This window comes from Streptomyces sp. SID11385 (assembly GCF_010548245.1).
Classification (GTDB): Bacteria; Actinomycetota; Actinomycetes; order Streptomycetales; family Streptomycetaceae; genus Streptomyces.
Genome location: NZ_JAAGLR010000044.1, coordinates 1 through 22506, shown reverse-complemented (window position 1 = coordinate 22506; position 22506 = coordinate 1). Strand labels below are relative to the sequence as shown.

Here is a 22506-nt window from a genome sequence, read left to right as displayed (position 1 = left end):
CGGGGCCCTTTCTCAGGAGACCGGCTGGGCGACGGGGGTGTAGACGGAGTTCTTCTCGGCACTCTCCTCCACCGCGGCGAGCACCCGCTGCACCTGGAGCCCGTCCTCGAAGGTGGGCACCGGCTGCTCGCCCGTCGCGAGGGCGTGCACGAGGTCGTGCGCCTGGTGGACGAAGGTGTGCTCGTAGCCGAGGCCGTGGCCCGGCGGCCACCAGGCGTGCAGGTAGGGGTGTTCCGGCTCGGTGACGAGGATGCGGCGGAAACCGCTCGTCGTGGCCGGCTCCGTGTGGTCGTGGAAGGACAGCTCGTTGAGCCGCTCCAGGTTGAAGGAGAGCGAGCCCTTGGAGCCGTTGAGTTCGAGCGTCAGCGCGTTCTTGCGCCCGGCGGCGACGCGCGTCGCCTCGAAGGAGGCGAGGGCGCCCGAGGCGGTGCGGCCGATGAAGAGGGCCGCGTCGTCCACGGTGACCGGGCCGAGGCGCTCGCCCGAGCCCGTCCCGCCGAGCCAGGCCCCGGACCCCTCGGGGACGGGGCGCTCGGTCGTGAAGGTCTCGGTGAGCGCGGAGACGCCGACGAGCGGTTCGCCCGTGAGGTACTGGGCGAGGTCCACGATGTGCGCGCCGAGGTCGCCGAGCGCGCCGGAGCCGGCCTTGCTCTTGTCCAGGCGCCAGGTGAGCGGGGAGGCGGGGTCGGTCAGCCAGTCCTGGAGGTAGGTGACGCGGACGTGCCGCAGGGTGCCGAGGCGGCCTTCGGCGACGAGCTGCCGGGCGAAGGCCGCGGCGGGCACGCGGCGGTAGTTGAAGCCGACCATGGCGAGCTGTCCGCGCGCGCGGGCCGCACGGGCCGCCTCGACCATGGCCTCGGCCTCGGCAACCGTGTTGGCGAGCGGCTTCTCGCACAGCACGTGCTTGCCGGCCTCCAGGGCCGCGATGGCGATCTCGGCGTGGCTGTCGCCCGGGGTGCAGATGTCGACCAGGTCGACGTCCTCGCGGGCGATCAGTGCCCGCCAGTCCGTCTCGGCCGCGGCCCAGCCCAGTTGCCGGGCCGCTTTCGTCACGGCCGCCTCGTCACGCCCGCACAGGGCGGCCAGTTCGGGCCTGAGGGGGAGCGCGAAGACCCGCCCCGCGGTGCGCCAGCCCTGGGAGTGGGCGGCGCCCATGAAGGCGTAGCCGACCATTCCCACGCCGAGGCGCGGCGGGCTCGTGGCCGACTCGTCCTCGTGCTCCGTAGTGCTCATGCGGTCATTCCTCCTTGGCGAGATACGGGTGGGGGGCCGGCCCCCGCCGGGGTCAACCCCCCTTGCTGCCGCGCGGCCTACTTGAAGCCGGTCGACAGGTACTGGTCGATGTTGTCCTTGTCGACCACGGCCGAGTACAGCGTGAGCTGGGTGGGGATCTCGGCCTCGGCGAGCCCGGAGACCCCCTTGCCCTGGCCGAGGGCGCGGGCGAGGTCGATCGCGGAGGCGGCCATCGTCGGCGGGTAGAGGACGGTGGCCTTGAGCACGCCGTCGCCCGCCTTGATGTGGTCCATCGCGGACCGCGCGCCCGCGCCGCCGATCATGATGAAGTCGTCGCGGCCCGCCTGCTCGATGGCCTGGAGGGCGCCGACGCCCTGGTCGTCGTCGTGGTTCCAGCAGGCGTCGAAGGACTTCTGCGCCTGGAGGAGCTGGGCCATCTTGGCCTGGCCCGACTCGACGGTGAACTCGGCGGCCTGGCGGGCGACCTTCTTGATGTTCGGGTAGTTCTTCAGGGCGTCGTCGAAGCCCTTGGTGCGCTGCCGGGTCAGCTCCAGGCTGTCGGTGCCCGCGAGCTCGATGACCTTCGCGTTCTTCTTGTCCTTGAGCTGCTCGCCGATCCAGTGCCCGGCGTTGAGGCCCATGCCGTAGTTGTCGCCGCCGACCCAGCAGCGGTACGCCTGCGGGGTGTCGAAGATGCGGTCGAGGTTGACGACGGGGATTCCGGCGCGCATCGCCTTGAGACCGGCCTGCGTGAGGGCCTTGCCGTCGGCGGGGAGGATGACGAGGACGTCGACCTTCTTGTTGATGAGGGTGTCGATCTGGCCCGCCTGGGTGGCCGTGTCGTTGGAGCCCTCGGTCTTCTCGAAGGTGATGTCGGAGTACTTCTTCGCCCGCTCGCTCGCCTGCACGTTGATGGCGTTGAGCCAGCCGTGGTCGGCCTGCGGACCGGCGAAGCCGATCGTGACGTGCTTGCCGGTCTCCTCGGCCGCCGGGGCCGCGTCGCTCTTCTCCTCCTTGGCCTCGGCCGGCTCGTTGCTGGTGCAGGCGGCGAGCAGCGCGGTCGCGCCGACCGCGGCACCGCCGAAGAGGAGTCCTCTGCGGCTCGTGGCGTGTGACATGGCGGTGACCCTTCCCGTAGGGCGTGTACTGCAAGGGTGGTGGGGTGGTGCGGGACGGTGCGGGGAGTGCGTGGTGGGGGGTGGCGGCCTGGTCCCCGGGATCAGGTGTCGCGGGCGTCGCGGCGCTGGACGAGGACGGCGATGACGATGATGGCGCCCTTGGCGATCTGCTGGACGTCCGTCTGGAGGTTGTTGAGCGCGAAGATGTTGTTGATCGTGGTGAAGATCAGCACACCGAGCACGGAGCCGACGATCGTGCCGCGCCCGCCGCTGAGCAGGGTGCCGCCGATGATCGCGGCGGCGATGGCGTCGAGTTCGTACAGGTTCCCGTTGGTGCTCTGGCCCGAACCCACCAGGACGACGAGCAGGAAGGCGGCGATGCCGCAGCACAGTCCGGAGAGCAGGTAGAGGTAGAGGCGCTGGCGGCGGACGTCGATCCCGGCGAGGCGGGCCGCCTCGGGGTTGGAGCCGACCGCGACGCTGCGCCGCCCGAAGGTGGTGCGGTTCAGCAGGAGCCAGCCGAGGACGACGACGACGAGGAAGACGAGGACCAAGGGCGGGATGCCGAGGACGTAGTTCTCGCGGCGGCCGAGGTCGAGCACGGACTTCACGGAGACGATCTGCGTCTGGCCGTCGGTGATCTGGAGGGCGAGCCCGCGCGCCGAGGCGAGCATCGCGAGCGTCGCGATGAACGGGACGAGCCGCCCGTACGCGACGAGGACCCCGTTGATGAGCCCGCAGGCCAGCCCGACGACGAGCGCGGTGAACGCGATGCCCCAGAAGCCGTACTCCTGCGTCGCGACGGTCGTCGCCCACACCGAGGCGAGCGCGACGATCGCGCCGACCGAGAGGTCGATGCCGCCGGAGATGATGACGAAGGTGACACCGACCACGACGACCCCGATGACCGAGGACTGGGTCAGGATCAGCTGGAGGTTGGAGGTCGCGATGAACTGGTCCGGCTTGGTGATCGCACCGACCAGGGCGAGCGCCACCAGGACGCCGACGAGGGTGAGCGTGCGCCCGTCCCAGCGGACCAGGCGCTTGGCGGGGGCGGACTTCGGGGCCGTCTCCGGGGACTTCTCGGGCGGTGCGGCGGCGGTTCCCGCACCGTCTTCGCGCGCGGGTGAGGCGGGCTGCGTCATGACGCCGGGCTCCCTTCCATGACGAGGTCGAGTACGCGGGATTCGTCGAGCTCCTGGGCGGGCGCCGTGTGCACCACGGTGCCTTCGCGCAGGACGAGGACACGGTCGGCGAGCCCCAGGACCTCGGGGACCTCGCTGGAGACGAGCAGGACGGCGAGACCGTCGTCGGCGAGCCTGCGGATGACGGCGTACAGCTCGGCGCGCGCCCCGACGTCGACGCCGCGCGTCGGCTCGTCGAGCAGCAGCACCTTGCAGCCGCGCAGCAACCACCGGGCCAGGACGGCCTTTTGCTGATTGCCGCCGGAGAGGGTGCGGACCTGCGCGTCGGGGTTGTCGGGGCGCAGCGACAGTTCACGGGTCGCGGCGCGGGCCGCGGCGCGCTCCTTGCCTCGCTCGATCCAGCCGCCCTTGGAGAAGCGCGAGAGCGTGGAGATCGACACGTTGCGGGTGACGGATTCGAGGCCGAGGAGCGCCTGCGCCTTGCGCTCCTCGGGCGCGAGCCCGATCCCGGCGCGCACGGCCGAGCGCACGCTGCCCGGGCGCAGGGCCTGCCCGTCGACCGTGACGGTGCCGCTCGTGGGCTTGCGCGCCCCGTACACCGTCTCCAGGATCTCGGAGCGTCCGGAGCCGACGAGGCCCGCGAGCCCGACGATCTCGCCGGCCCGCACCTCGAAGTCGACGGGAGCGAACTCCCCTTCCCTGCTGAGGCTTTCGACTTTGAGCACGGTGGCACCGGCCTGCTCGGCGGGGCGCTCGGGGAAGACGTACTCGACCTTGCGGCCCGTCATGAGCGAGACGACCTCGCTCGTCGGCGTGGACTCGGCGGGCAGCCCGCCCGCGACCGCCCGGCCGTCCTTGAGCACGGTGACCCGGTCGCCGATGCGGCGGATCTCCTCCAGGCGGTGCGAGATGTAGACGACCGCGACGCCGTCGGAGGTGAGGTCGGCGACGATGCGGAAGAGGTTCTCGACCTCGTCCGGGTCGAGCGCCGCCGAGGGCTCGTCCATGACGATGAGCTGGACGTCGTGGGAGAGCGCGCGGGCCATCGAGACGATCTGCTGGTGCGCGGCGGAGAGTCTGCCGACGAGGACGCCCGGGTCGATCTCGGGGTGGCCGAGGCGGGCGAGGAGTGCGCTCGCCTCGGCGCGGGCGGAGCCGGGACGCACCACGAAACCGGCGGTGGTGCGCTCGTGGCCGAGGAAGACGTTCTCGGCGACGGAGAGGTGGCCGACGAGGTCGAGCTCCTGGTAGATCGTGGCAATTCCCAGGGACATGGCGGCACTTGGCGACTTGAGGGTGACTTCCTCGCCGTGCCAGACGATCGTCCCCTCGTCGGGCTGGTGGGCGCCCGCGAGCACCTTGATGAGGGTGGACTTCCCGGCGCCGTTCTGGCCGAGCAGGCAGTGCACCTCCCCCGGGCGCACGTCGAGGTCGACGCCGTCGAGCGCGCGGACGCCGGGAAAGGCTTTGGTGATGCCGGTCATGGTGAGAAGCGCCTGCGGCGGGCTCTCGGGTGGGTGGTGCGCTGGTGCCATGGCGGTCCCCTTGGGTGACGTGCCGCGTCCCGGGGGCCCGGTTTCGTGGGGCTCCGCCCCACACCCCGCTCCTCAAACGCCGGAGGGGCTGATATCCCTCGGCGAGTGCCGGAGTGCGGGTGCGGGTGCTTCAAGGTGCGGCCGGTTTTGGGCGTGGCGAAGTGCGGCGCGGCTCGGACAGTGGTGCGGCTCGTGCGTCGTGCGGGTGGCGCTGTACCTGTGGCAGGGGTGGTGCGTATCAGGCCGGGGAGAAGAGGTGGTCGCTGATGAGACGGGCGCCACCGATGACCCCGGAGGCCGGGCCCAACTCCCCCAGGACGATGGGCAGGTTGCCCGTGGCGAGCGGGAGGGACTGGCGGTAGACCTGGGTCCTGATGGCGGCGAGCAGGGTGTGGCCGAGGCCCGTGACCCCGCCGCCGACCACCACGAGTCCAGGGTTGAAGAAGCTGACGAGGGAGGCGATCACCTGTCCGGTGCGGTTGCCCCCGGAGCGGATGAGGTCGAGGGCCGCCGTGTCACCGGCCGCCGCTGCCGCCGCCACGTCGGCCGCGCTGAGCGCGCCCTGCGTGGCGAGGCGTTCGGCGAGCACGGGCGAGCGGCCCTCGCGGGCCGCGTCCTCCGCGTCGCGGGCGAGCGCCGCACCGCTGAAGTGGGCTTCCAGGCAGCCCCTGTTGCCGCAGGCGCAGGGCCTGCCCTCGGGCTCGACCTGGATGTGTCCTATGTCGCCCGCGCTGCCCGTGGTGCCCCGGTAGACCTCGCCGCCGACGACGATCCCGCAGCCGATGCCGGTGCCGATCTTGACGCACAGGAAGTCCCCGGCCGAGCGGGCGACTCCGGCGTGCTGCTCGCCGAGGGCCATGAGGTTCACGTCGTTGTCGACCATGACGGGGCAGCCGAGTTCCTGGCTCAGGACCTCGCGGACGGGGTAGCCGTCCCAGCCCGGCATGATCGGCGGCGCCACCGGGACGCCCTCGGGGAAGCGGACCGGCCCCGGGACGCCGATACCGGCGCCGTCGTAGCCGTCGGCGAAGCCCGATGCCCGCAACTTCGCCGCCATGGTGAGGACTTGCTCGAAGACCGCGACCGGCCCCGCGCGGACGTCCATGGGGTGCGTGATGTGCCCCAGGATCTCCAGCTCGGCGTTGGTCACGGCGACGTCGATCGAGGTGGCCCCGATGTCGACGCCGAGGAAGCGGAGTCCGGGCGCGAGCCGGATGTTGTGCGAGCGCCGGCCGCCCCGCGAGGCGGCGAGCCCGTCGGCCACCACGAGCCCGGTCTCCAGGAGCCGGTCCACCTCGACGGCCAGCTTGGACCGTGAGAGGTCGACCTGGTCACCGAGCTGGGCGCGGGAGTTGGGACCCCCGTCGCGCAGCAGTCGCAGCAACCGGGCCTGATGCGTGTTGGCGGGACGTGCCGTCATGCGTCTCACGCGCCCCTCCCCGCCTCACCGGCCGTCCGATTCCCTCGCCGCCGCCCGCCGCCACGGCCCGCTTGCAGCGGGTCGCGGCGTTTTCGCGCTCGCGGGCGTTCGCGCTTTCGACGTGGAACGTAGCAGCGGGGTACGGGAAGGGGAAGGACTTGCGCGGGAATTGGCCCCTACTTTCTCCCGGCGCAGGACAAAGGGCCGAATGGTGCGGGCCAACGCGCGTGCGGGGCGGGCGAATTGCCCCGACAGCGGTGGATTTCAGGGGCAGCGGACGACCTGGCCCCCGTACGAGAGGTTTCCGCCGAAGCCGAAGAGGAGGACGGGGTCGCCGCTGCTCAGCTCGCCGCGCTCGACGAGCTTGGAGAAGGCGAGCGGGATGCTGGCGGCGGAAGTGTTGCCCGAGTCCACGACGTCCTTGGCGACCACGGCGTTGACGGCGCCGAGGCGGCGTACGACCGGTTCCACGATGCGCAGGTTGGCCTGGTGGAGCACGACGCCCGCGAGGTCCTCCGGGGCGAGCCCGGCGCGCTCGCAGACCTGCCGGGCGATGGCGGGCAGCTGGGTGGTGGCCCAGCGGTAGACGGTCTGTCCCTCCTGGGCGAAGCGCGACGGGGTGCCCTCGATGCGCACCGCGTTGCCCATCGCCGGGTTCGATCCCCACAGCACCGGGCCGATCCCCGGCTCCTCGCCCGCCCCGGTCGCCTCGACGACGGCGGCGCCCGCCCCGTCGCCGACGAGGACGCACGAGCCGCGGTCGGTCCAGTCGGTGACGGCGGACATCTTGTCGGCGCCGATGACGAGGGCCTGCCGGGCGCTGCCCGCGCGGACGGTCGCGTCGGCGAGGGCGAGGGCGTGCGTGAAGCCGGCGCAGACGACGTTGACGTCGAGCACGGCGGGCGAGGGCATCCCGAGCCGCGCGGCGACGCGGGCGGCGGTGTTGGGCGAGCGGTCGACGGCCGTGGAGGTGGCGACGATCACCATGTCGACGGTGGCGGGGGTGAGCCCGGCGGCGGCGAGCGCCTTCGCGCCCGCGTAGGCGGCCAGCTCGTCCACCGGTTCGTCGTCACCCGCGATGTGCCTGGTCCTGATGCCGACGCGGGACGTGATCCACGCGTCGTTGGTGTCGACCATGCCGGCGAGGTCCTCGTTGGTGAGCACCCGGCCGGGCTGGTAGTGACCGAGTGCGACGATCCGTGAACCGTTCATGGGGGTCTTGCCCTCCGTAGCCGTGTTCCGTAGCCGTGAGACGGATTGTTCCAGCGTGATCACTTACCGACGGGTACGGAGGTGGGTAAAGCGACAGGATTCGGGCGACGGGCTTGGAGAGTTCACCCAGAACCAGGGGGCGCCAGGGGCGTGCGGGGTGAAAGGGGGGCGCGAAGGAGTGCGGAGGCCCCCGGCGGGGTCGGCCGGGGCACCTTTGGAAACGTTTGCGTTTTTCCCGGAGGCCGCGCTACGGTGAGGCCCGTAAAAAACGTGATCGTTTCTTTTCTGGGAGCCGTGATGAGCGAGAAGGCCGGGGACCGCGCGCACCCTCCCGGGGCGCGTCCCCCCGTGCGGCGCCCCCGGCTCACCCCAGAGCGGGAGGACGAGTTCCTCGCCGCGGCCCTCGCCGTCGTACGGGAGACGGGGTACGAGGCGCTGACGATGGAAGGCGTCGCGGCCCGCGCCCAGTGCAGCAAGGCGACGCTGTACCGCCTCTACGGCAGCAAGCAGCGCCTCGTGGCGACGGCCGTCTCACGCACCCGTCGCGCGCCGCGGGCGGGGCTCGACACGGGCTCGCTCCGCGGCGACCTGCTCGCCGCCGCGCGGCGGGTGGCGGCCGGGTTCACGGAATCGACGACGCTCGTCTGGGGGGTGGCGCACGCCTCCCTCGAGGACCGGGCCCTGCACGAGGCCCTGCTGCACGCCTTCATCGAACCCGAGTCCGCCGAGCTGGACGCCGCCGTGGACCGCGCCGTCGCGCGCGGCGAGCTGCCGCACCGCCCGGCCGCCGCGCGGCACCTGGACGGGCTCCTCTTCGGGGCCGCCCTCGTGCGCGGTCTCCGCGGCGAGACCGAGCCCTCGGGGCTCGAAGCCCTCGTGGGGGACGTCCTCCTCCCGGCGCTGCTGCACAGCTGACCGTTCCGGGCGGCCGAAGAAGCCCGCCCCGGCGCCCGCCGCCGCGCCCCCGTATCCCCTGGCTCCCCATCCGTAGAGCCTCCCTCACCCTCCAAGGAAGTACCGCATGTCCTCGCCCGCAACCGACGCCCCGGCACGTCCCGGCGCCGCCGGAACCGCCCCCGGGCCCGTGCCGCACCGCTGGCTGATCATGGTCTTCATCGCCGTGGCGCAGCTCATGGTGGTCCTCGACGCGACGATCGTGAACATCGCGCTGCCCACCGCGCAGCTCGACCTCGGCTTCTCCGACGCGGACCGGCAGTGGGTCGTCACGGCCTACTCGCTCGCGTTCGGCTCGCTGCTGCTCCTCGGCGGCCGCGTCGCCGACCTGTTCGGCCGCAAGAACGCCTTCCTCATAGGTCTCGTCGGTTTCGCGCTCGCCTCCGTGCTCGGCGGCGCGGCCGGAAGCTTCGAGGTCCTGATCGTGGCGCGCGCCGTCCAGGGCCTGTTCGGCGCGCTGCTCGCGCCCGCCGCGCTCTCGCTGCTCACGACAACGTTCACCGACCCGGCCGAGCGCGGTCGCGCCTTCGGCATCTTCGGCGCGGTCGCCGGCTCGGGTGCGGCACTCGGGCTGCTGCTCGGCGGCATCCTGACCGAGCACCTCAACTGGCGCTGGACCCTGTACGTCAACATCGCCTTCGCGGCGATCGCCTTCGTCGGCGGACTGCTCCTGCTGCGCCGTACCGCCCGCGACCGTACGAAGAAGCTCGACGTGCCGGGGACGCTGCTCGCGAGCGCGGGGCTCTTCTGCCTCGTCTACGGCTTCTCGAACGCCGAATCCCACTCGTGGTCGTCCGTCAGCACCTGGGGCTTCCTCGTCGCGAGCGCCCTGCTGCTCGCCGCGTTCTGCTTCTGGCAGACGCGCACCGCCCACCCGCTCCTGCCACTGCGCATCCTCCTGCACCGCGACCGGGGCGCCGCCTACCTCGCGATGCTCGTCGCGGGCGCGTCGATCTTCGGCATCAGCCTCTTCCTGACGTACTACCTCCAGCAGGTCCTGGGGCTGTCCCCGGTGCGGACGGGGCTCGCGTTCCTGCCGATGAGCCTCGCCATCATGTCCACGGCGACGACCGGGGCGAGCGTCCTGGTCCCCCGCTTCGGGCCGAAGCTCGTGGTGAGCGCCGGGATGCTGCTCGGAGGAAGCGGCGCGCTGTGGCTCTCGCGACTGGACGTGGACAGCTCGTACGCGGGCCACGTGCTGCCGCCGCTCATCCTCGCGGGCTTCGGCCTGGGTGCCGTGATGGCGACCGCGATGAGCCAGGCCACGGTGGGTGTCGCGCACAGCGAGGCGGGCGCGGCGAGCGCGCTCGTGAACACCATGCAGCAGGTCGGGGGTTCGCTCAGCACGGCACTGCTCAACACGATCGTCGCGAGCGGTGCGTCCGACTACCTCGCCACCCACGACGCGCGCGACCCGAAGGCACGGCTCGCCGCCGGGGTGCACGGCTACTCGGACGCGTACGTCTGGACGGCGGTCTTCTTCGCCGTGGGCCTCGTCGCGGCCGGCCTCCTCTTCCGCCGCCGCAAGGCGCGCCGCGCGGAGGAGCACGCGGCACCGGTGGCGCACATGTGATCCGTACGGACCGGAAGAGGACCGTTCCTGATCAGCCCCCCTCCCCGTACCGTCCGCACGAGGGCCGTGACACGCTCGTACAGGCGTGCCGCGGCCCTCGGGGGGCAGGCGGCCACGGGACACGAAAGGGCGGGCTTGCTCATGGGACGCGTGACGGAACGGCGGCGGGTCACCCGCGTACGGGCGGGCGTGGTGTCGGCGCGCCCCGACACGCTCGTCGCCGAGGAACCCCTCGAAATCCGGCTCGCCGGAAAGCCGCTCGCCATCACGATGCGCACCCCCGGCGACGACTTCGCGCTCGCCGCCGGTTTCCTCGTGAGCGAGGGCGTCCTCGCCTCCGCCGACGACGTGCGGTCGATCGTGTACTGCGCCGGGGCGACCGACGACGGCTCGAACACGTACAACGTCGTGGACGTGCGACTCGCCGAAGGCGTGGCCCTCCCCGACTTCACCCTGGAACGCAACGTCTACACGTCCTCGTCGTGCGGCCTGTGCGGCAAGGCGAGCCTGGACGCGGTCCGCACGCAGACCCACTTCCCCCTCGCCGACACCCCGCCCCTGCGCCTCACCCCCGCCCTCCTCTCCGCCCTCCCCGACCGCCTCCGCGCCGCCCAGCGCGTCTTCGACCGCACGGGCGGCCTCCACGCGGCGGCCCTCTTCTCGGAATCGGGAGAGTTGCTGGACATCCGCGAGGACGTCGGCCGCCACAACGCGGTCGACAAACTCGTCGGCCGCGCCCTCACCGACGCCCGCCTCCCCCTGAGCCGCACGATCCTCCTGGTCTCGGGCCGCGCCTCCTTCGAACTCGCCCAGAAAGCGGTGATGGCCGGTATCCCCGTCCTGGCAGCGGTCTCGGCCCCGTCCTCCCTGGCAGTGGACCTGGCGACGGAGACGGGCATGACGCTGGTGGGGTTCCTGCGGGGCGAGTCGATGAACGTGTACGCGGGGGAGGAGCGGCTGGTGCTGAAGGGGGCGGGGGTGTGAGCGGGGATTGAGAGGGGGCGGGAGCGCCGAAGCAGGCGGGCCCGCGCGACCGGTACTCGTGGTTGTCCGGTTGCCCGGTTGCCCGTTTGTCCGGCACTACGGCCGAGGTGCGCGCCCTCATTCTGCGAGCCGAACGGGAGCCAGGGGAAGCCGCTCGTTGTACTGCCACGTGAACGTCCGGTCCTGTTCGAGGCGGGCTTCTCCCCAGTGGATCGCGTGGATGCCGTGCTCCGCGTCGGCTGTGAAGAAGACGCAGACCAGCTTCGTGGAGGCGCCCAGTTCGTCGAAGGCCTCGTGCAGGCCCAGGTACTCGTCGGTCGCCAGACCGTCGTCGATATCGAACAGCCCCTCTTGCGGCCGGGGCCCATGAGCCTGGAACAGCCGGCGTCGGGTGGGCGAGGCGTTGGCAGGCAACCGGGCGCGATCGAGTGGCCTCGGTCGGTCGGCGTACCGGAAGGGGAAGAGGGCATGATCGTTGATCACCGCGTACTCGTACCCGCGCACGTCCCGTACCGGCTCCTCCAACTCCCGCGCCACCTCCGCCAAGTGCTCCCGGACGAGCCCGGCGAGGGCGACCCCGTAAGGGCTGCGCTTCTTCAGCCCGGCCGCCCGATGCGCGGCATGCGCCTTGCCGTGCGCGCGGGCCAGCCGCACCGGCACGGCAGTCGCCAGAAAGCCGGCATGCCGCCCGAACCTTTCGCTCGCCCAAGCAGACGGCCCCGTTGATTCTCCGCCCAACACGGACACGCAGCATCCCCCTTCGCCCGGCCACCCCACCTCACAACTGTGTGACACGCACACAAAGCACGCGCAAGGGAGCGATCCGGCCACGGCGGGGCTGACCAGGGGCGACGTGCGGGAACGTGCGTCAGCAGGGGGCTGGAGTGTCGGGCGCGCGACGAAAGGCGGGAGCACCGCGACCCGTACGTGCACACTGCTGACTCGCCGCTGGTCTCGTCTACCGCAATGGCGGTACGCCGCATTCCGCGGAGCGACTGACAGACCTCTCCACCAAGGCCGGTTCGACTGCGGGCGCTGAACTCGATGAGGACGTGCTGGATTTCGCGACGATGCCGTCGGGGGATGACGAGTCATACCGATCCGTTGGGTCACGCCTTGTCGTACAGTCTGGTCATCGACTGATCGCGCGGTACTGTGATGGGTCGATGACAGTGCGTGTGGAGGAGGGGTAGTTGCAGCAGCCCGGTGCCCGCAAGAAGACGATCAACCCCAGCGCGTACAACGCACTGGCCGACGCACTCTGGTTGATCTTTTGGAACAAGGACCCCTTTGAGCTGTACGTCCGCGGGATGCTGAAGGACCACAGCGAACTCCTGCCGCAGCTCAACTTCCGGGCCACCAAGCGCGAAGTCTCCGGCCAGTTGGTCAAGCTGCTGCGGGCCAATGAGACCCGGTACCTAGACGTGACCGTGGCGCTCATGCTTGACATCGCCGCCATGGACCGGTTTCCAAATCTCGAACGGCAGGTCGATGGTGACGTCATGGTCGCCAAGGCCACGGCGGCCGTCGCGGAACTGCGGCGCTGGACTGGCAAGCAGCAGGACCTCATCAAGGAGCACGAAGAACACGCGGCGGCCATAGCCGAGAGTGCGAAGAAGGATCAGGACGGCCGGATCTTCGCTCAAGCTCATGAGGACCTGAAGCAGCGGTTCATCGTGATGCACTCGGCCACCGACAAGCACCAGCGGGGGACGGACTTCGAGGGCTTCATCAACGAACTGTTCGCCCTGTACGACTTGGAGCCGCGGGCGGCCTACATCATGGAGCACGAGCAGATCGATGGCGCGTTCGCCTTCGACACTGATCTACTACGTTCTTGAGGCCAAGTGGTGGAAGGAGCGCATCGGCCGGCGGGAGCTGGACGTCTTCAAAACCAACATCGAGCGCAAGAGCAAGAACACTCTCGGCTTGTACATCAGCACGAACGGCTTCACCTCCGATGCTCTGGCGATTTACAGCCTCAGCACGCCGTTCATAACGATGGACGGCAGCGACCTCATGGCCGTGCTGGACCGACGTATCCGCCTGGACGAGTTGATGACCCCCAAGAGGAAGCACGCCAGCCAGACAGGCCACTGCTATCTGCCCGTCTCCGAAATCTTTTCAAGGACGGAATGACCTAGGAGAAAGCCGCCGGTGCCATGCTGCTCCGATGCGGGTGGCGGTGGTTGGGGCGAAGGCGAAGAGTTCTGGTGTGAGTCGGACTACGTGTCAAAGCTGGATGCCAAAAGGTCGGGACCAGTCCGGGGCCCCGCAAAATGCGCACCTTCGACACCCGCTTTAGGAGAGCGGTGCTCGCAGGGGCCCGGTATGGCCTAGCTCGCCTGCTCCTCGGTCGTCTTCGCCGTTTTCGGGCGCGGGGACGGGAGGGATGTCGCCGGTCGCGGGGCCGTTGCCGGGGAGAAGGCGGCTGCCAGGAGCATCAGGGACAGGACCGGGAGCATCGCTGTGCGGAGGCCGTCGTGGTCTCCCAGGAAGCCGAGGCAGGGGGGGCCGGCCAGGAGGGCGACGTAGCCGATGCGGGAGGTCAGGGCGACGCGGGCCGCTGTGTCGGGGCCCGAATCGCCTGCTGCCGAGAGGGCCAGGGGGAAGCCGAGGGAGGTGCCCAGGCCCCAGAGGAGGACCGCGCAGCCCGCCGTCGCCGGGTTGTCCACGAAGGAGACCAGAGCGATGCCCACCGCCGTCAGGAGTGCTCCGGCGCCCAGAACCTTCGCGCGGCCGAAGCGCGCCACCACCGGGCCTCCGGCGAAGCGGCCCGCCGCCATCGTCGCCGCGAAACCCGTGTAGACGAGCGAGCCGAGGCCCGCGGGCATGTGGTGGCCGTCGACCATCAGGAGCGGGAGCCAGTCCGTCGCTGCGCCCTCCGCGAGGGTCATGCCGAAGACGACGCCGCCGATCAGGAGGAGGCGCGGGTTGAGGTAGAGGCGGCGTTCGCGTACCGGTCCGGCCTCGCCCGTGCCCGTACCACCGACGCCCGGGCGCAGCCCCGGGATCGCGTACGCGAAGAGCGCGGCCACCAGGACCAGCACGATCGCCAGGTGCCACGGGACCGGGAAGTCCACCGCCGCCCCGGCCACGCCGAGGCCCGCGCCCACCACCGTGCCGAGGCTGTAGCAGCCGTGCATCACGGGCAGGACCGGGCGCCCCATCTCACGCTCGACATGGACGCCCGCGACGTTGCTCGCCACCTCCGAGAGCCCGATGCCCGCGCCGACGAACATGAGGCCGCAGGCCACGAGGAGCGCCGCCGACGTCCCCGTACCGAGTGCCACCACGCCGACGCCCGCCAGGACGAGCGCCATGCCCGCGATGATGACCGGGCGGGTCGCGTAGCGCGCCACCAGGGCGCCCGCCGCCAGGATGCCGAGCATCGAGCCGATCGACATGCCGAAGAGCACGAGTCCCATCTCGGCGGTCGAGGCGCCCAGGCCGTCGCGCACGTCGGGGGTGCGGGTGACCCACGTGGCGAGCGAGACGCCGGGTATCGCGAAGCACAGGTTGAGGGCGACGCGGTGGCGGCGGACCTGGGGGTCCACGGGCACGGAATCCATGAAGTGCGGGTCTCCGGGGGAAGTGGTGCGGCGGGGGTGCGCGCCCACCCTATTCAGCCCCGGCCGCTCCCGGTCAGGGCGGCCACCTCGGCCATCGCCTCCGGCTCCGCCTCCGCCGCCCGCCTGCGCGCGATCACCGCGCACACCATGAGCTGCATCTGGTGGAACACCATCAGCGGCAGCACCGCCAGCGAGGCATGGCCGCCGAAGAGGACGCTCGCCATGGGCAGGCCCGAGGCGAGGGACTTCTTCGAGCCCGCGAACTGGATCGCGACGCGGTCGGCGCGGGCGAAGCCGAGGCGCCCCGCGCCCCACCACGTGAGGCCGAGCATCGCGGCGAGGAGAACGGCCTCGGCGAGGAGGAGGGCGAGCAGGCGCGGGACGGTGACCTGGTGCCAGATGCCCCGCACCATGCCCTCGCTGAACGCCGTGTAGACGACGAGGAGGATCGAGCCCCGGTCCACGTACCCGAGCGCCTTCCGGTGCCGGACCAGGAAACCGCCGACCCAGCGGCGCAGGAACTGGCCCGCCAGGAACGGGAGCAGCAGTTGGACGACGATCTTGCCGAGCGAGCCCGCCGAGAAGCCGCCGCTGTCGCCGAGGAGCGCGGCGGCGAGCAGCGGGGTGAGGACGATGCCGAAGAGCGAGGAGAAGGAGCCCGCGCAGATCGCGGCGGGCACGTTGCCGCGGGCGAGCGAGGTGAAGGCGATCGAGGACTGGATCGTCGAGGGCACGAGGGTGAGGAAGAGGAAACCCGTGAAGAGGTCGGGGCTCAGGAGCCAGGGGCGCAGGGCGTAGGCGGCGAGGCCGAGCAGCGGGAAGACGAGGAAGGTCGCGGCGAGGACGGTGACGTGCAGCCGCCAGTGCCGCAGTCCGTCGAGCGCCTCGGCGGTGGACAGGCGCGCCCCGTACAGGAAGAAGAGCAGCGCCACGGCGGCCGTCGACGCCCCCGACACGCCGCTCGCGACGCCGCCGCGCGCGGGGAGCAGCGCGGCGAGCAGGACGGTGCCGAGGAGCGACAGGACGTACGGGTCCAGCGGGAGCCGGAGGCGTTTCATGGGCAAGGCCGTCCTCTAGGCGTGCGGGGAAGGGTGGGGACACCATCGATCGTGCCGCACCCGGTCGTTGATCGGGAACCCCGTACACCGCTCTGACTGCTATCGCGCGACGCGATAACCGCGACTACACTCCCCCACCGTGTACGACCCCTCCCACCTGCGCACCTTCCTCACCGTGGCGCAGACGCTGAGCTTCACGCGGGCCGCACAGCGGCTCGGGGTGCGGCAGTCCACGGTGAGCCAGCACGTACGCCGCCTGGAGGAGCAGACCGGGAGGCCGCTCTTCGGCCGGGACACGCACACGGTCGCGCTCACCGAGGACGGCGAGGCGATGCTCGGCTTCGCCCGGCGCCTGCTCGCGGTGCAGGAGCAGGCGGCGGCGCACTTCGCGGGGACGCGGCTGCGCGGGCGGCTGCGCTTCGGGGCCTCCGAGGACTTCGTCCTGACCCGGCTCCCGGAGATCCTGGAGTCCTTCCGCCTGGCGCACCCCGAGGTGGATCTGGAGCTGACCGTGGGGCTCTCGGGGACCCTCCACGAGCGGCTCGCCGAAGGGCGGCTCGATCTCCTGCTCGCCAAGCGGCGGGCCGGGGAGACGCACGGGGTGCTGGTGTGGCGCGACACGCTCGTCTGGATCGGTGGCGAGCGGCTGCGGCTCGACGCGGGGCTGCCGCTCCCGCTCATCGTCTACCCGCCGCCCGGCATCACGCGCGACCGGGCACTGCGCGCGCTGGAGCGCGAGGGCCGCGCGTACCGCGTCGCGTGCACGAGCGGGAGCCTCAACGGTCTCGTCGCGGCGGCCCGTGCGGGCCTCGGGGTCCTCCCCCACGCGCGGGGCCTGATCCCGCCAGGCCTCGTCCGCGTCCCCGAGCGGGCAGGTCTGCCCGCGCTGGGCGACGTCGATTTCGTCCTGGTCCACGACGACCGGCGGGCGGAGGCGCGGGAGCCGGGCCGGGCGCTCGCGGAAGCGATCCTGGCGAGCGGGGACCGTCTGCACGGCGGGTGGGTCGACGGCGGGAGGGGCGGGGGGCGCGGCGGCGGAGGGGGTCGCATGGGGAAGGGGCGTGACGCGGGCCCGCAGCGGAGTGGGTGACGCGGCGGAGCGGGATGACGCGGGGCCCCGGCGAATCGGGATCGCACGGCGCACGGTGAAACCCCTTACCGGCTGCCTGACCTCCCATGGCATATTCCCGCCATGCACACAGAGGCGAGGGCCACACAGGCGGCCACAGAGGCGACGGCCGCAGAGGCGACCGAAGTCGGCGCGAGGACGAGCGGCGGGGTCGATGCCGGGGCGTGGGAGCTGCGCGCCGCCACCGCGACGGACCTCGACGCGCTCGTGGAGATACGGGCCGAGGTCATGCGCCCGGACCTGGAGCGCCTCGGGCGCTACGACGCGCACCGCGTGCGGCAGCGCCTGCGGGACGCCTTCTCGCCGGTCCACACCTCGGCGATCGTGTCCGCGGGGGCGCTCGCGGGCTGTGTCACGTTCCGGCCCGCCGAGGCCGGTGGCCACTGGCTCGAACACTTCTACCTCGCCCCGCGTCATCAGGGCCGGGGTCTCGGCGGCGCCGTCCTGCGGTCGCTCCTGGCGCGCGCGGACGGTCGGTCCGTGCGGCTGCACGTGCTGCGCGGCAGCGCCGCCCAGCGCCTCTACGCCCGCCACGGCTTCCACGTCGAGGACGAGGGCCCGGTCGACGTGCTGATGGTGCGACCGGCGGGCGGAACGACGCCGGGGGCGGGCGGTACGGCCGCGGGGCCGGGCAGTACGGCACCAGGGGCGGCCCGCGCGACGGCTCAGGGCTGAACGAGGCGGACCTGGTCCACCCCCATGAGTCCGGTGAGCGGCACCCGCGCGGTGCGTTGGCGAGGGTCGACGACCAGGCCGCTGGACCGGATCATGTCGAGGAGCATTTCGGCGAGCGGCATGACCATGTGCCGCCCCCAGCAGCGTTCGGACGAATGCCCGAAAGGCAGATATCCGGGCGTGGTGTCGGAGTCCAGTTCCTCCCAGCGCTCGGGCCTGAATTCCTCCGGGTTTTTCCACAGCGCGGGATCGCGGTGGCTGAGGAAAGGGAGCACGAGAACGTCGTCGGCGGGTGTGATGCGGGCGTCGATCGCGGGATATTCGGGCGAGGAATTGCGCAGGATATTCCACGAGGGGGGCAGCAGGCGCAGCGACTCGTGGACGAGGTGCCGGCTCGGCACGTCGGCGGCGAAGGGGGCGCCGAGCCAGAGGGCGTTGGCGACGAGGGTGGAGATCGTGAAGCACACGGGCGCGGCTGTGCGCCGGTAGAGGCCCATCGCGTACCTGCGCTCCTGGTACGTGGCGGCCTCGGCGCTCAGCGCGCCGAGCCGGGTCGTCCCGGTGCGGCGGCGCGGCGCGGGGAGGGCGGCTCCGGCCGCGATGACGGTCCAGGTGAGTTTCGGCGTCAGTTCCAGGGCGCGGTTCATCAGGACGCGCAGCCGGCGCGGGTCCCCGCCGAGGATCAGGTCGCGGAGGTAGACGTGGCCGACGTGGGGCCAGGGGCCCGAGAGGTCCGGGTCGCGGGGCGCCTCGCGCTTGAGGGCCGCCCGCACGTCGTGGCCGATGGCCTGCATCTGGGTCGCCGCCCGCTGGTGCGGGATCGCCCGGCCGAGGAGGGGTTTGAAGGTCGGCCGTTCTGTCTTGCCCGCCGGGCGCGCGGCCAGTATCCGGTCGACGAGCGCGGGCCCCGCGACGCCGACCGTGTCGGGCTCCGGGCGGAAGAGGTCCGCGCCGAGGTGGTCGCGGAGCAGGGCTTCGAGAGGCGGCGCGAAAAGGATCTCCCGCTCGTGGGGGCGCGTCCGGGGGTGTGACGTCATCCGTGCAGCTCCAGAAAGCCGGGAAGGCGGCGCCCGGCGAACCCGTCGCCGGGCGCCGTCCCGGCTCGAAGATGCGCTCCCGGGAAGAGAACGCGGCCGAGGGGATCAGTACCAGATGTACCAGGCGTGAGCCTTCAGGCTCTTCTGCTGGGACATCTTGTTCTTGAGCGAGAAAAGCAGCCGCATATTCTTTCCTTCTTTCCGGGTGGGCGGTCGAGGAAAACAGCGTGCGCCTTCCGGTCGATCGATCGGATTTCCCTTCGGCGCGCTGATGATCAGTGAAGACCAGTGATTGATGGCCTGTCAACGCTCATGGGAAGAATTTGACACCGGAGGGCCGCTCCGGCCTTTTTCCGGGACCGGCGGTCCGAAAAAGAGCGGCCGGGGTTTATCCGGTCGGCGCGGCGGGGAGTTCGTACGGAATCAGCACGCGGCCGACCCGCCCACCGGCCGCCCGCCCACCGGCCGGCGCCGCCCGCCCCGCCCCCGGCCGACGACCGCCACCCCCTCTCCCCCACCTGACACCGTCTCACCTGCGGAAACCCGTGCGGCTTCGGTACAGATTCCGTGGAGGAGGGCCGCGCGGTACTTACTCCTCAGTCAGTAATCCCCCGCGATTCTCCTCACCCCCTGTCCCGCTACGTCCTGGTTGGGGCGGGTTCGAGAGAGGGATTCGGGGCATATGCGGGCGGGACAGGCGCCGTGCGAGGGCTCCCCCGGTCGCGCTTACCTGCGGTAGCGTCTCGGCGCCGCATCCCCGTGCCAGCCCGGCGCTGGGGTCCGCGGCGCCACGAGGAGCAGCTTTGCGCGAGTTCAGTCAGCCACCGCTGACCCGGGCGCGGCCGGTGGGCGGCCTCGCCGACTGTGTCTTCGACCATGCGATCGAGGACCCGGCCCGCGTCGTGCTCGCGCGCAAGAGCGGCGGGCGCTGGCACGACGTGACGGCGGCCGGTTTCCGCGATCAGGTCCTCGCGGTCGCGAAGGGGCTGCTCGCCGAGGGCATCCGCTTCGGGGACCGGGTCGCGCTCATGGCGCCGACGCGGTACGAGTGGACGCTGCTCGACTTCGCGCTGTGGACCGTGGGCGCGCAGGTCGTGCCGGTCTATCCGACGTCGTCGGCGGAGCAGGTGTACTGGATGCTCCACGACGCGCAGGTCGCCGCCGCGTTCGTGGAGCACGAGGACCACGCGATGACGGTCGGCTCGGTCGTCGACCGCCTCCCGCACCTGCGCCGCCTGTGGCAGTTCGACGCGGGCGCGGAGCAGGAGCTGATGGCGGCGGGCGCGGACATCGCGGACGAGGTGGTGCACCGGCACCGCAGGGCGGTCACGCCCGACTCGGTGGCCTCGGTCATCTACACCTCGGGCACGACGGGTCGCCCCAAGGGATGCGTCCTGACCCACGGCAACTTCATGTTCGAGGCGGACACGCTGCTCGGCGCGTGGGAGCCGGTCTTCACCCCGCACCGCGGCGAGGAGGCCTCGACGCTGCTGTTCCTGCCGCTCGCGCACGTCTTCGGGCGCGTCGTGGAGGTCGCGGCGATACGGGGCCGGGTCCGCTTCGGGCACCAGCCCCGGCTCAGCGCGGAGGCTCTGCTGCCCGAACTGGCGGCGTTCCGGCCGACGTTCGTCCTCGCGGTCCCGTACATCTTCGAGAAGATCCACCGCTCGGCGGCGCGCAAGGCGGAGGCGGAGGGACGTGGCGGGGTCTTCGCGAAGGCGGTCGAGGTCGCGGTGCGGTACGCGGAGGCGCGCGAGCAGCGGGCGCTGGGGCTGGGCGCGGGGCCGGGGCCGCAGTTGCGGATGCAGCACCAGGTCTACGACAAGCTCGTGTACGCGCGGCTGCGCGCGGTGCTCGGCGGCCGGCTGCGGTACGCGATGTCGGGCGGCTCGGCGATGGACCGCAAGCTCGGGCTGTTCTTCTCGGGCGCGGGCCTGACGGTGTACGAGGGGTACGGGCTCACGGAGTCGAGCGCGGCGGCGACCGCGAACCCGCCCGGCCGGGCCCGCTTCGGCACGGTGGGACGGCCGCTGCCGGGGACGGCGGTGCGGATCGCGGAGGACGGCGAGGTGTGGCTGCGCGGGGAGCACGTCTTCCAGGGCTACCTCAACACGCCGCGCAGCGGGCACACGGCGCTGCGCGAGGGCTGGCTCGCGACGGGCGACCTCGGGCGGCTCGACGAGGACGGCTACCTCACCATCACGGGCCGCAAGAAGGAGATCCTGGTGACCTCCGGGGGCAAGAGCGTCTCACCCGGGCCGCTGGAGGACCGGGTGCGCGAACACCCGCTCGTGGCTCAGTGCGTCGTGCTCGGCAACGACCGTCCCTACGTCTCGGCGCTCGTGACGCTCGACGAGGACGCGGTGACGCACTGGCTGGAGATGCGCGGGCAGCCGGTCCGCGAGCCGGCGGCCGTGGTGCGCGATCCGGAGCTGGAGCGGGAGGTGCGGCGCGCGGTGGTCGCGGCGAACACGCAGGTCTCGCAGGCCGAGTCGATCCGTACCTTCCGTATCCTGTCCCGCCCCTTCACCGAGGAGCAGGGCCTGCTCACGCCCTCGCTCAAGCTCAAGCGCAAGGCGATCGAGGAGACGTACGCGCACGAGATCACGGCGCTGTACAGGGGCTGAGCCCTCCGGGCCTCCCGCCGCCCCGGGAACACGTGCCCGCGGGCACGTCGTTAAGGTCGGTGAGTACGTCCGGTACGGGCCGGGCGGGGCGGACGGCGCGGACGCCGGCCCGTCCCCGTGCCGGCCGATGAGCGCTTAAGGATCAACAGACGCAGTGAGTGCGCACAAGGTGGTTCCCCCGATCGTCCTGAACAACGGCGTCGAGATGCCGCAGCTCGGCTTCGGCGTGTGGCAGGTGCCCGACGAGGAGGCGACGACCGCCGTCGGGCTCGCGCTCGACGCCGGCTACCGCTCGATCGACACGGCCGCGATCTACGGCAACGAGCGCGGGACGGGCAAGGCCCTCGCGGCCTCCGGGCTCGCCCGCGAAGAGCTGTTCGTGACGACGAAGCTGTGGAACGAGGAGCAGGGGTACGACACGACGCTGCGGGCCTTCGACGCCTCCCTCGACAAGCTCGGTCTCGACTACGTGGACCTGTACCTGATCCACTGGCCGTGCCCGTCGAAGGACCGCTACGTCGACACGTGGCGCGCCTTCGAGAAGCTCCTCGCCGACGGGCGCACCCGCGCGATAGGCGTCTCCAACTTCACGCCCGCGCACCTGGGACGGCTGATCGAGGAGACCTCGGTGATCCCCGCGGTCAACCAGATCGAGCTGCACCCGCACCTCCAGCAGAGCGAGGCGCGCGCCTTCCACGGCGAGCAGGGCATCGCGACCGAGGCGTGGTCGCCGCTGGGTCAGGGCAAGGGCCTCCTGGAGGTGCCCGCGCTCGTGGCGATCGCCCAGAAGCACGGCCGCACCCCGGCGCAGGTGGTGCTGCGCTGGCACGTCCAGCTCGGCAACGTGGTCATCCCGAAGTCCGTGACCCCGTCCCGCATCAAGGAGAACATCGACGTGTTCTCCTTCGAGCTGGACGAGGAGGACATGGCCGCGATCCGCGCCCTCAACGAGGAGCACCGGCTCGGCGGCCACCCGGACGAGGTCAACTGACCGAGGCCCGACGGACGCGGGACGGAGGGGACGCGCGGCGCACGCCGGGCGTCCCCTCCCTCGCTCGGGGGCTCAGCCCCGGTTGCGCTTGCGCAGGGCGAGCAGGGTGTACGTGGGGTCCTGGCGCGGCTCGTCGGGGCGGGGCAGCGCTTCGAGGCGGCGGGCCAGTTCCTCGCCGCCCGCCGCGTACTGGCCGCCCTCGCGCACGCGGGCGGCGACGTCGCGGGGGCTGCGGCCCTGGCC

19 protein-coding genes are annotated in these 22506 nt (G+C 71.8%); 9 read left to right on the top strand and 10 right to left on the bottom strand.

Annotated features, from left to right (window positions below):
* Positions 1–12 precede the first annotated feature (12 nt).
* The 6 genes from G3I42_RS01945 to G3I42_RS01920 all read right to left on the bottom strand — a co-directional run bounded on the left by G3I42_RS01945 (position 13) and on the right by G3I42_RS01920 (position 7663).
* Positions 13–1233: a Gfo/Idh/MocA family oxidoreductase gene (locus G3I42_RS01945; protein ID WP_164282122.1), complete on the bottom strand. Its 1221-nt coding sequence runs from the start codon at positions 1231–1233 to the stop codon at positions 13–15.
* A 77-nt stretch (positions 1234–1310) separates the two neighbouring features.
* Positions 1311–2351: a substrate-binding domain-containing protein gene (locus tag G3I42_RS01940; RefSeq protein ID WP_164282121.1), complete on the bottom strand. Its 1041-nt coding sequence runs from the start codon at positions 2349–2351 to the stop codon at positions 1311–1313.
* Between the two features lie 101 nt (positions 2352–2452).
* Positions 2453–3496 (bottom strand): ABC transporter permease, encoded by a 1044-nt coding sequence (locus G3I42_RS01935; protein ID WP_164282120.1) that lies wholly within the window; start codon positions 3494–3496, stop codon positions 2453–2455.
* Positions 3493–4980 (bottom strand): sugar ABC transporter ATP-binding protein, encoded by a 1488-nt coding sequence (locus G3I42_RS01930; RefSeq protein ID WP_203606240.1) that lies wholly within the window; start codon positions 4978–4980, stop codon positions 3493–3495. Before G3I42_RS01930 ends, G3I42_RS01935 begins: the two co-directional genes overlap by 4 nt.
* A gap of 289 nt (positions 4981–5269) precedes the next feature.
* A complete protein-coding gene (locus G3I42_RS01925; protein WP_164282118.1) occupies positions 5270–6451 on the bottom strand; it encodes an ROK family transcriptional regulator in 1182 nt (393 codons plus the stop codon).
* A gap of 264 nt (positions 6452–6715) precedes the next feature.
* A complete protein-coding gene (locus G3I42_RS01920; protein ID WP_164282117.1) occupies positions 6716–7663 on the bottom strand; it encodes a beta-ketoacyl-ACP synthase III in 948 nt (315 codons plus the stop codon).
* Between the two features lie 297 nt (positions 7664–7960).
* Here G3I42_RS01920 and G3I42_RS01915 point away from each other — a divergent pair, with 297 nt between their 5' ends.
* The 3 genes from G3I42_RS01915 to fdhD all read left to right on the top strand — a co-directional run bounded on the left by G3I42_RS01915 (position 7961) and on the right by fdhD (position 11174).
* Entirely contained in the window at positions 7961–8578 is a 618-nt protein-coding gene (locus G3I42_RS01915) for a TetR/AcrR family transcriptional regulator (protein WP_203606238.1), read from the top strand.
* Between the two features lie 106 nt (positions 8579–8684).
* Positions 8685–10190, top strand: coding sequence for an MFS transporter (locus G3I42_RS01910; protein WP_164282116.1), 1506 nt, complete (start codon positions 8685–8687; stop codon positions 10188–10190).
* A gap of 141 nt (positions 10191–10331) precedes the next feature.
* Positions 10332–11174: a formate dehydrogenase accessory sulfurtransferase FdhD gene (gene fdhD, locus G3I42_RS01905; RefSeq protein ID WP_164282115.1), complete on the top strand. Its 843-nt coding sequence runs from the start codon at positions 10332–10334 to the stop codon at positions 11172–11174.
* Positions 11175–11291: 117 nt separating this feature from the next.
* Here the strand turns inward: fdhD and G3I42_RS01900 are convergent, their stop codons facing one another.
* Positions 11292–11834, bottom strand: coding sequence for a hypothetical protein (locus G3I42_RS01900; protein WP_343244422.1), 543 nt, complete (start codon positions 11832–11834; stop codon positions 11292–11294).
* Positions 11835–12367: 533 nt separating this feature from the next.
* Between G3I42_RS01900 and G3I42_RS01895 the strand changes: the two genes are divergently transcribed.
* A complete protein-coding gene (locus G3I42_RS01895) occupies positions 12368–13015 on the top strand; it encodes a hypothetical protein (protein ID WP_164282113.1) in 648 nt (215 codons plus the stop codon).
* Positions 12975–13313, top strand: a complete 339-nt coding sequence (locus G3I42_RS01890) for a restriction endonuclease (protein WP_164282112.1) — start codon at positions 12975–12977, stop codon at positions 13311–13313. The genes G3I42_RS01895 and G3I42_RS01890 overlap by 41 nt, the downstream gene beginning before the upstream one ends.
* 197 nt (positions 13314–13510) lie before the next feature.
* Here the strand turns inward: G3I42_RS01890 and G3I42_RS01885 are convergent, their stop codons facing one another.
* Together G3I42_RS01885 and G3I42_RS01880 are read right to left on the bottom strand one after the other, a co-directional pair.
* Positions 13511–14746 carry an MFS transporter gene (locus G3I42_RS01885; protein WP_164282111.1) on the bottom strand — a complete coding sequence of 412 codons (1236 nt, stop codon included), beginning with the start codon at positions 14744–14746 and terminating at the stop codon, positions 13511–13513.
* Between the two features lie 53 nt (positions 14747–14799).
* The gene (locus G3I42_RS01880) at positions 14800–15804 is read right to left on the bottom strand and encodes a bile acid:sodium symporter family protein (RefSeq protein ID WP_164282110.1); all 1005 of its coding nucleotides are present in this window, start codon (positions 15802–15804) and stop codon (positions 14800–14802) included.
* Positions 15805–15943: 139 nt separating this feature from the next.
* On the opposite strand from G3I42_RS01880, the gene G3I42_RS01875 reads away from it, so the two are divergent.
* The gene (locus tag G3I42_RS01875) at positions 15944–16894 is read left to right on the top strand and encodes a LysR substrate-binding domain-containing protein (RefSeq protein ID WP_343244421.1); all 951 of its coding nucleotides are present in this window, start codon (positions 15944–15946) and stop codon (positions 16892–16894) included.
* Positions 16895–16996: 102 nt separating this feature from the next.
* Positions 16997–17608, top strand: coding sequence for a GNAT family N-acetyltransferase (locus G3I42_RS01870; RefSeq protein ID WP_164282109.1), 612 nt, complete (start codon positions 16997–16999; stop codon positions 17606–17608).
* On the opposite strand, the gene G3I42_RS01865 is transcribed toward G3I42_RS01870, so the two are convergent.
* Positions 17599–18645, bottom strand: coding sequence for a cytochrome P450 (locus tag G3I42_RS01865; protein ID WP_164282108.1), 1047 nt, complete (start codon positions 18643–18645; stop codon positions 17599–17601). The genes G3I42_RS01870 and G3I42_RS01865 overlap by 10 nt on opposite strands.
* Positions 18646–19448: 803 nt before the next feature.
* Between G3I42_RS01865 and G3I42_RS01860 the strand changes: the two genes are divergently transcribed.
* Both G3I42_RS01860 and G3I42_RS01855 read left to right on the top strand, forming a co-directional pair.
* Positions 19449–21272, top strand: coding sequence for an AMP-dependent synthetase/ligase (locus tag G3I42_RS01860; protein ID WP_164282107.1), 1824 nt, complete (start codon positions 19449–19451; stop codon positions 21270–21272).
* A gap of 205 nt (positions 21273–21477) precedes the next feature.
* On the top strand, positions 21478–22263 hold the full coding sequence (locus tag G3I42_RS01855) for an aldo/keto reductase (RefSeq protein WP_164282127.1): 786 nt from the start codon (positions 21478–21480) through the stop codon (positions 22261–22263).
* Positions 22264–22506: the final 243 nt, after the last annotated feature.

Bases quoted from the DNA above. Each gene is read 5' to 3' on its own strand.
- G3I42_RS01855 (WP_164282127.1), top strand. From the start codon at position 21,478: ATGCCGCAGCTCGGCTTCGGCGTGTGGCAGGTGCCCGACGAGGAGGCG.
- fdhD (WP_164282115.1), top strand. From the start codon at position 10,332: ATGGGACGCGTGACGGAACGGCGGCGGGTCACCCGCGTACGGGCGGGC.
- G3I42_RS01945 (WP_164282122.1), bottom strand. From the start codon at position 1,233: ATGAGCACTACGGAGCACGAGGACGAGTCGGCCACGAGCCCGCCGCGC.
- G3I42_RS01880 (WP_164282110.1), bottom strand. From the start codon at position 15,804: ATGAAACGCCTCCGGCTCCCGCTGGACCCGTACGTCCTGTCGCTCCTC.
- G3I42_RS01890 (WP_164282112.1), top strand. From the start codon at position 12,975: ATGGCGCGTTCGCCTTCGACACTGATCTACTACGTTCTTGAGGCCAAG.
- G3I42_RS01915 (WP_203606238.1), top strand. From the start codon at position 7,961: ATGAGCGAGAAGGCCGGGGACCGCGCGCACCCTCCCGGGGCGCGTCCC.
- G3I42_RS01885 (WP_164282111.1), bottom strand. From the start codon at position 14,746: ATGGATTCCGTGCCCGTGGACCCCCAGGTCCGCCGCCACCGCGTCGCC.
- G3I42_RS01930 (WP_203606240.1), bottom strand. From the start codon at position 4,980: ATGACCGGCATCACCAAAGCCTTTCCCGGCGTCCGCGCGCTCGACGGC.
- G3I42_RS01910 (WP_164282116.1), top strand. From the start codon at position 8,685: ATGTCCTCGCCCGCAACCGACGCCCCGGCACGTCCCGGCGCCGCCGGA.
- G3I42_RS01935 (WP_164282120.1), bottom strand. From the start codon at position 3,496: ATGACGCAGCCCGCCTCACCCGCGCGCGAAGACGGTGCGGGAACCGCC.
- G3I42_RS01870 (WP_164282109.1), top strand. From the start codon at position 16,997: ATGCACACAGAGGCGAGGGCCACACAGGCGGCCACAGAGGCGACGGCC.
- G3I42_RS01940 (WP_164282121.1), bottom strand. From the start codon at position 2,351: ATGTCACACGCCACGAGCCGCAGAGGACTCCTCTTCGGCGGTGCCGCG.
- G3I42_RS01920 (WP_164282117.1), bottom strand. From the start codon at position 7,663: ATGAACGGTTCACGGATCGTCGCACTCGGTCACTACCAGCCCGGCCGG.
- G3I42_RS01925 (WP_164282118.1), bottom strand. From the start codon at position 6,451: ATGACGGCACGTCCCGCCAACACGCATCAGGCCCGGTTGCTGCGACTG.
- G3I42_RS01865 (WP_164282108.1), bottom strand. From the start codon at position 18,645: ATGACGTCACACCCCCGGACGCGCCCCCACGAGCGGGAGATCCTTTTC.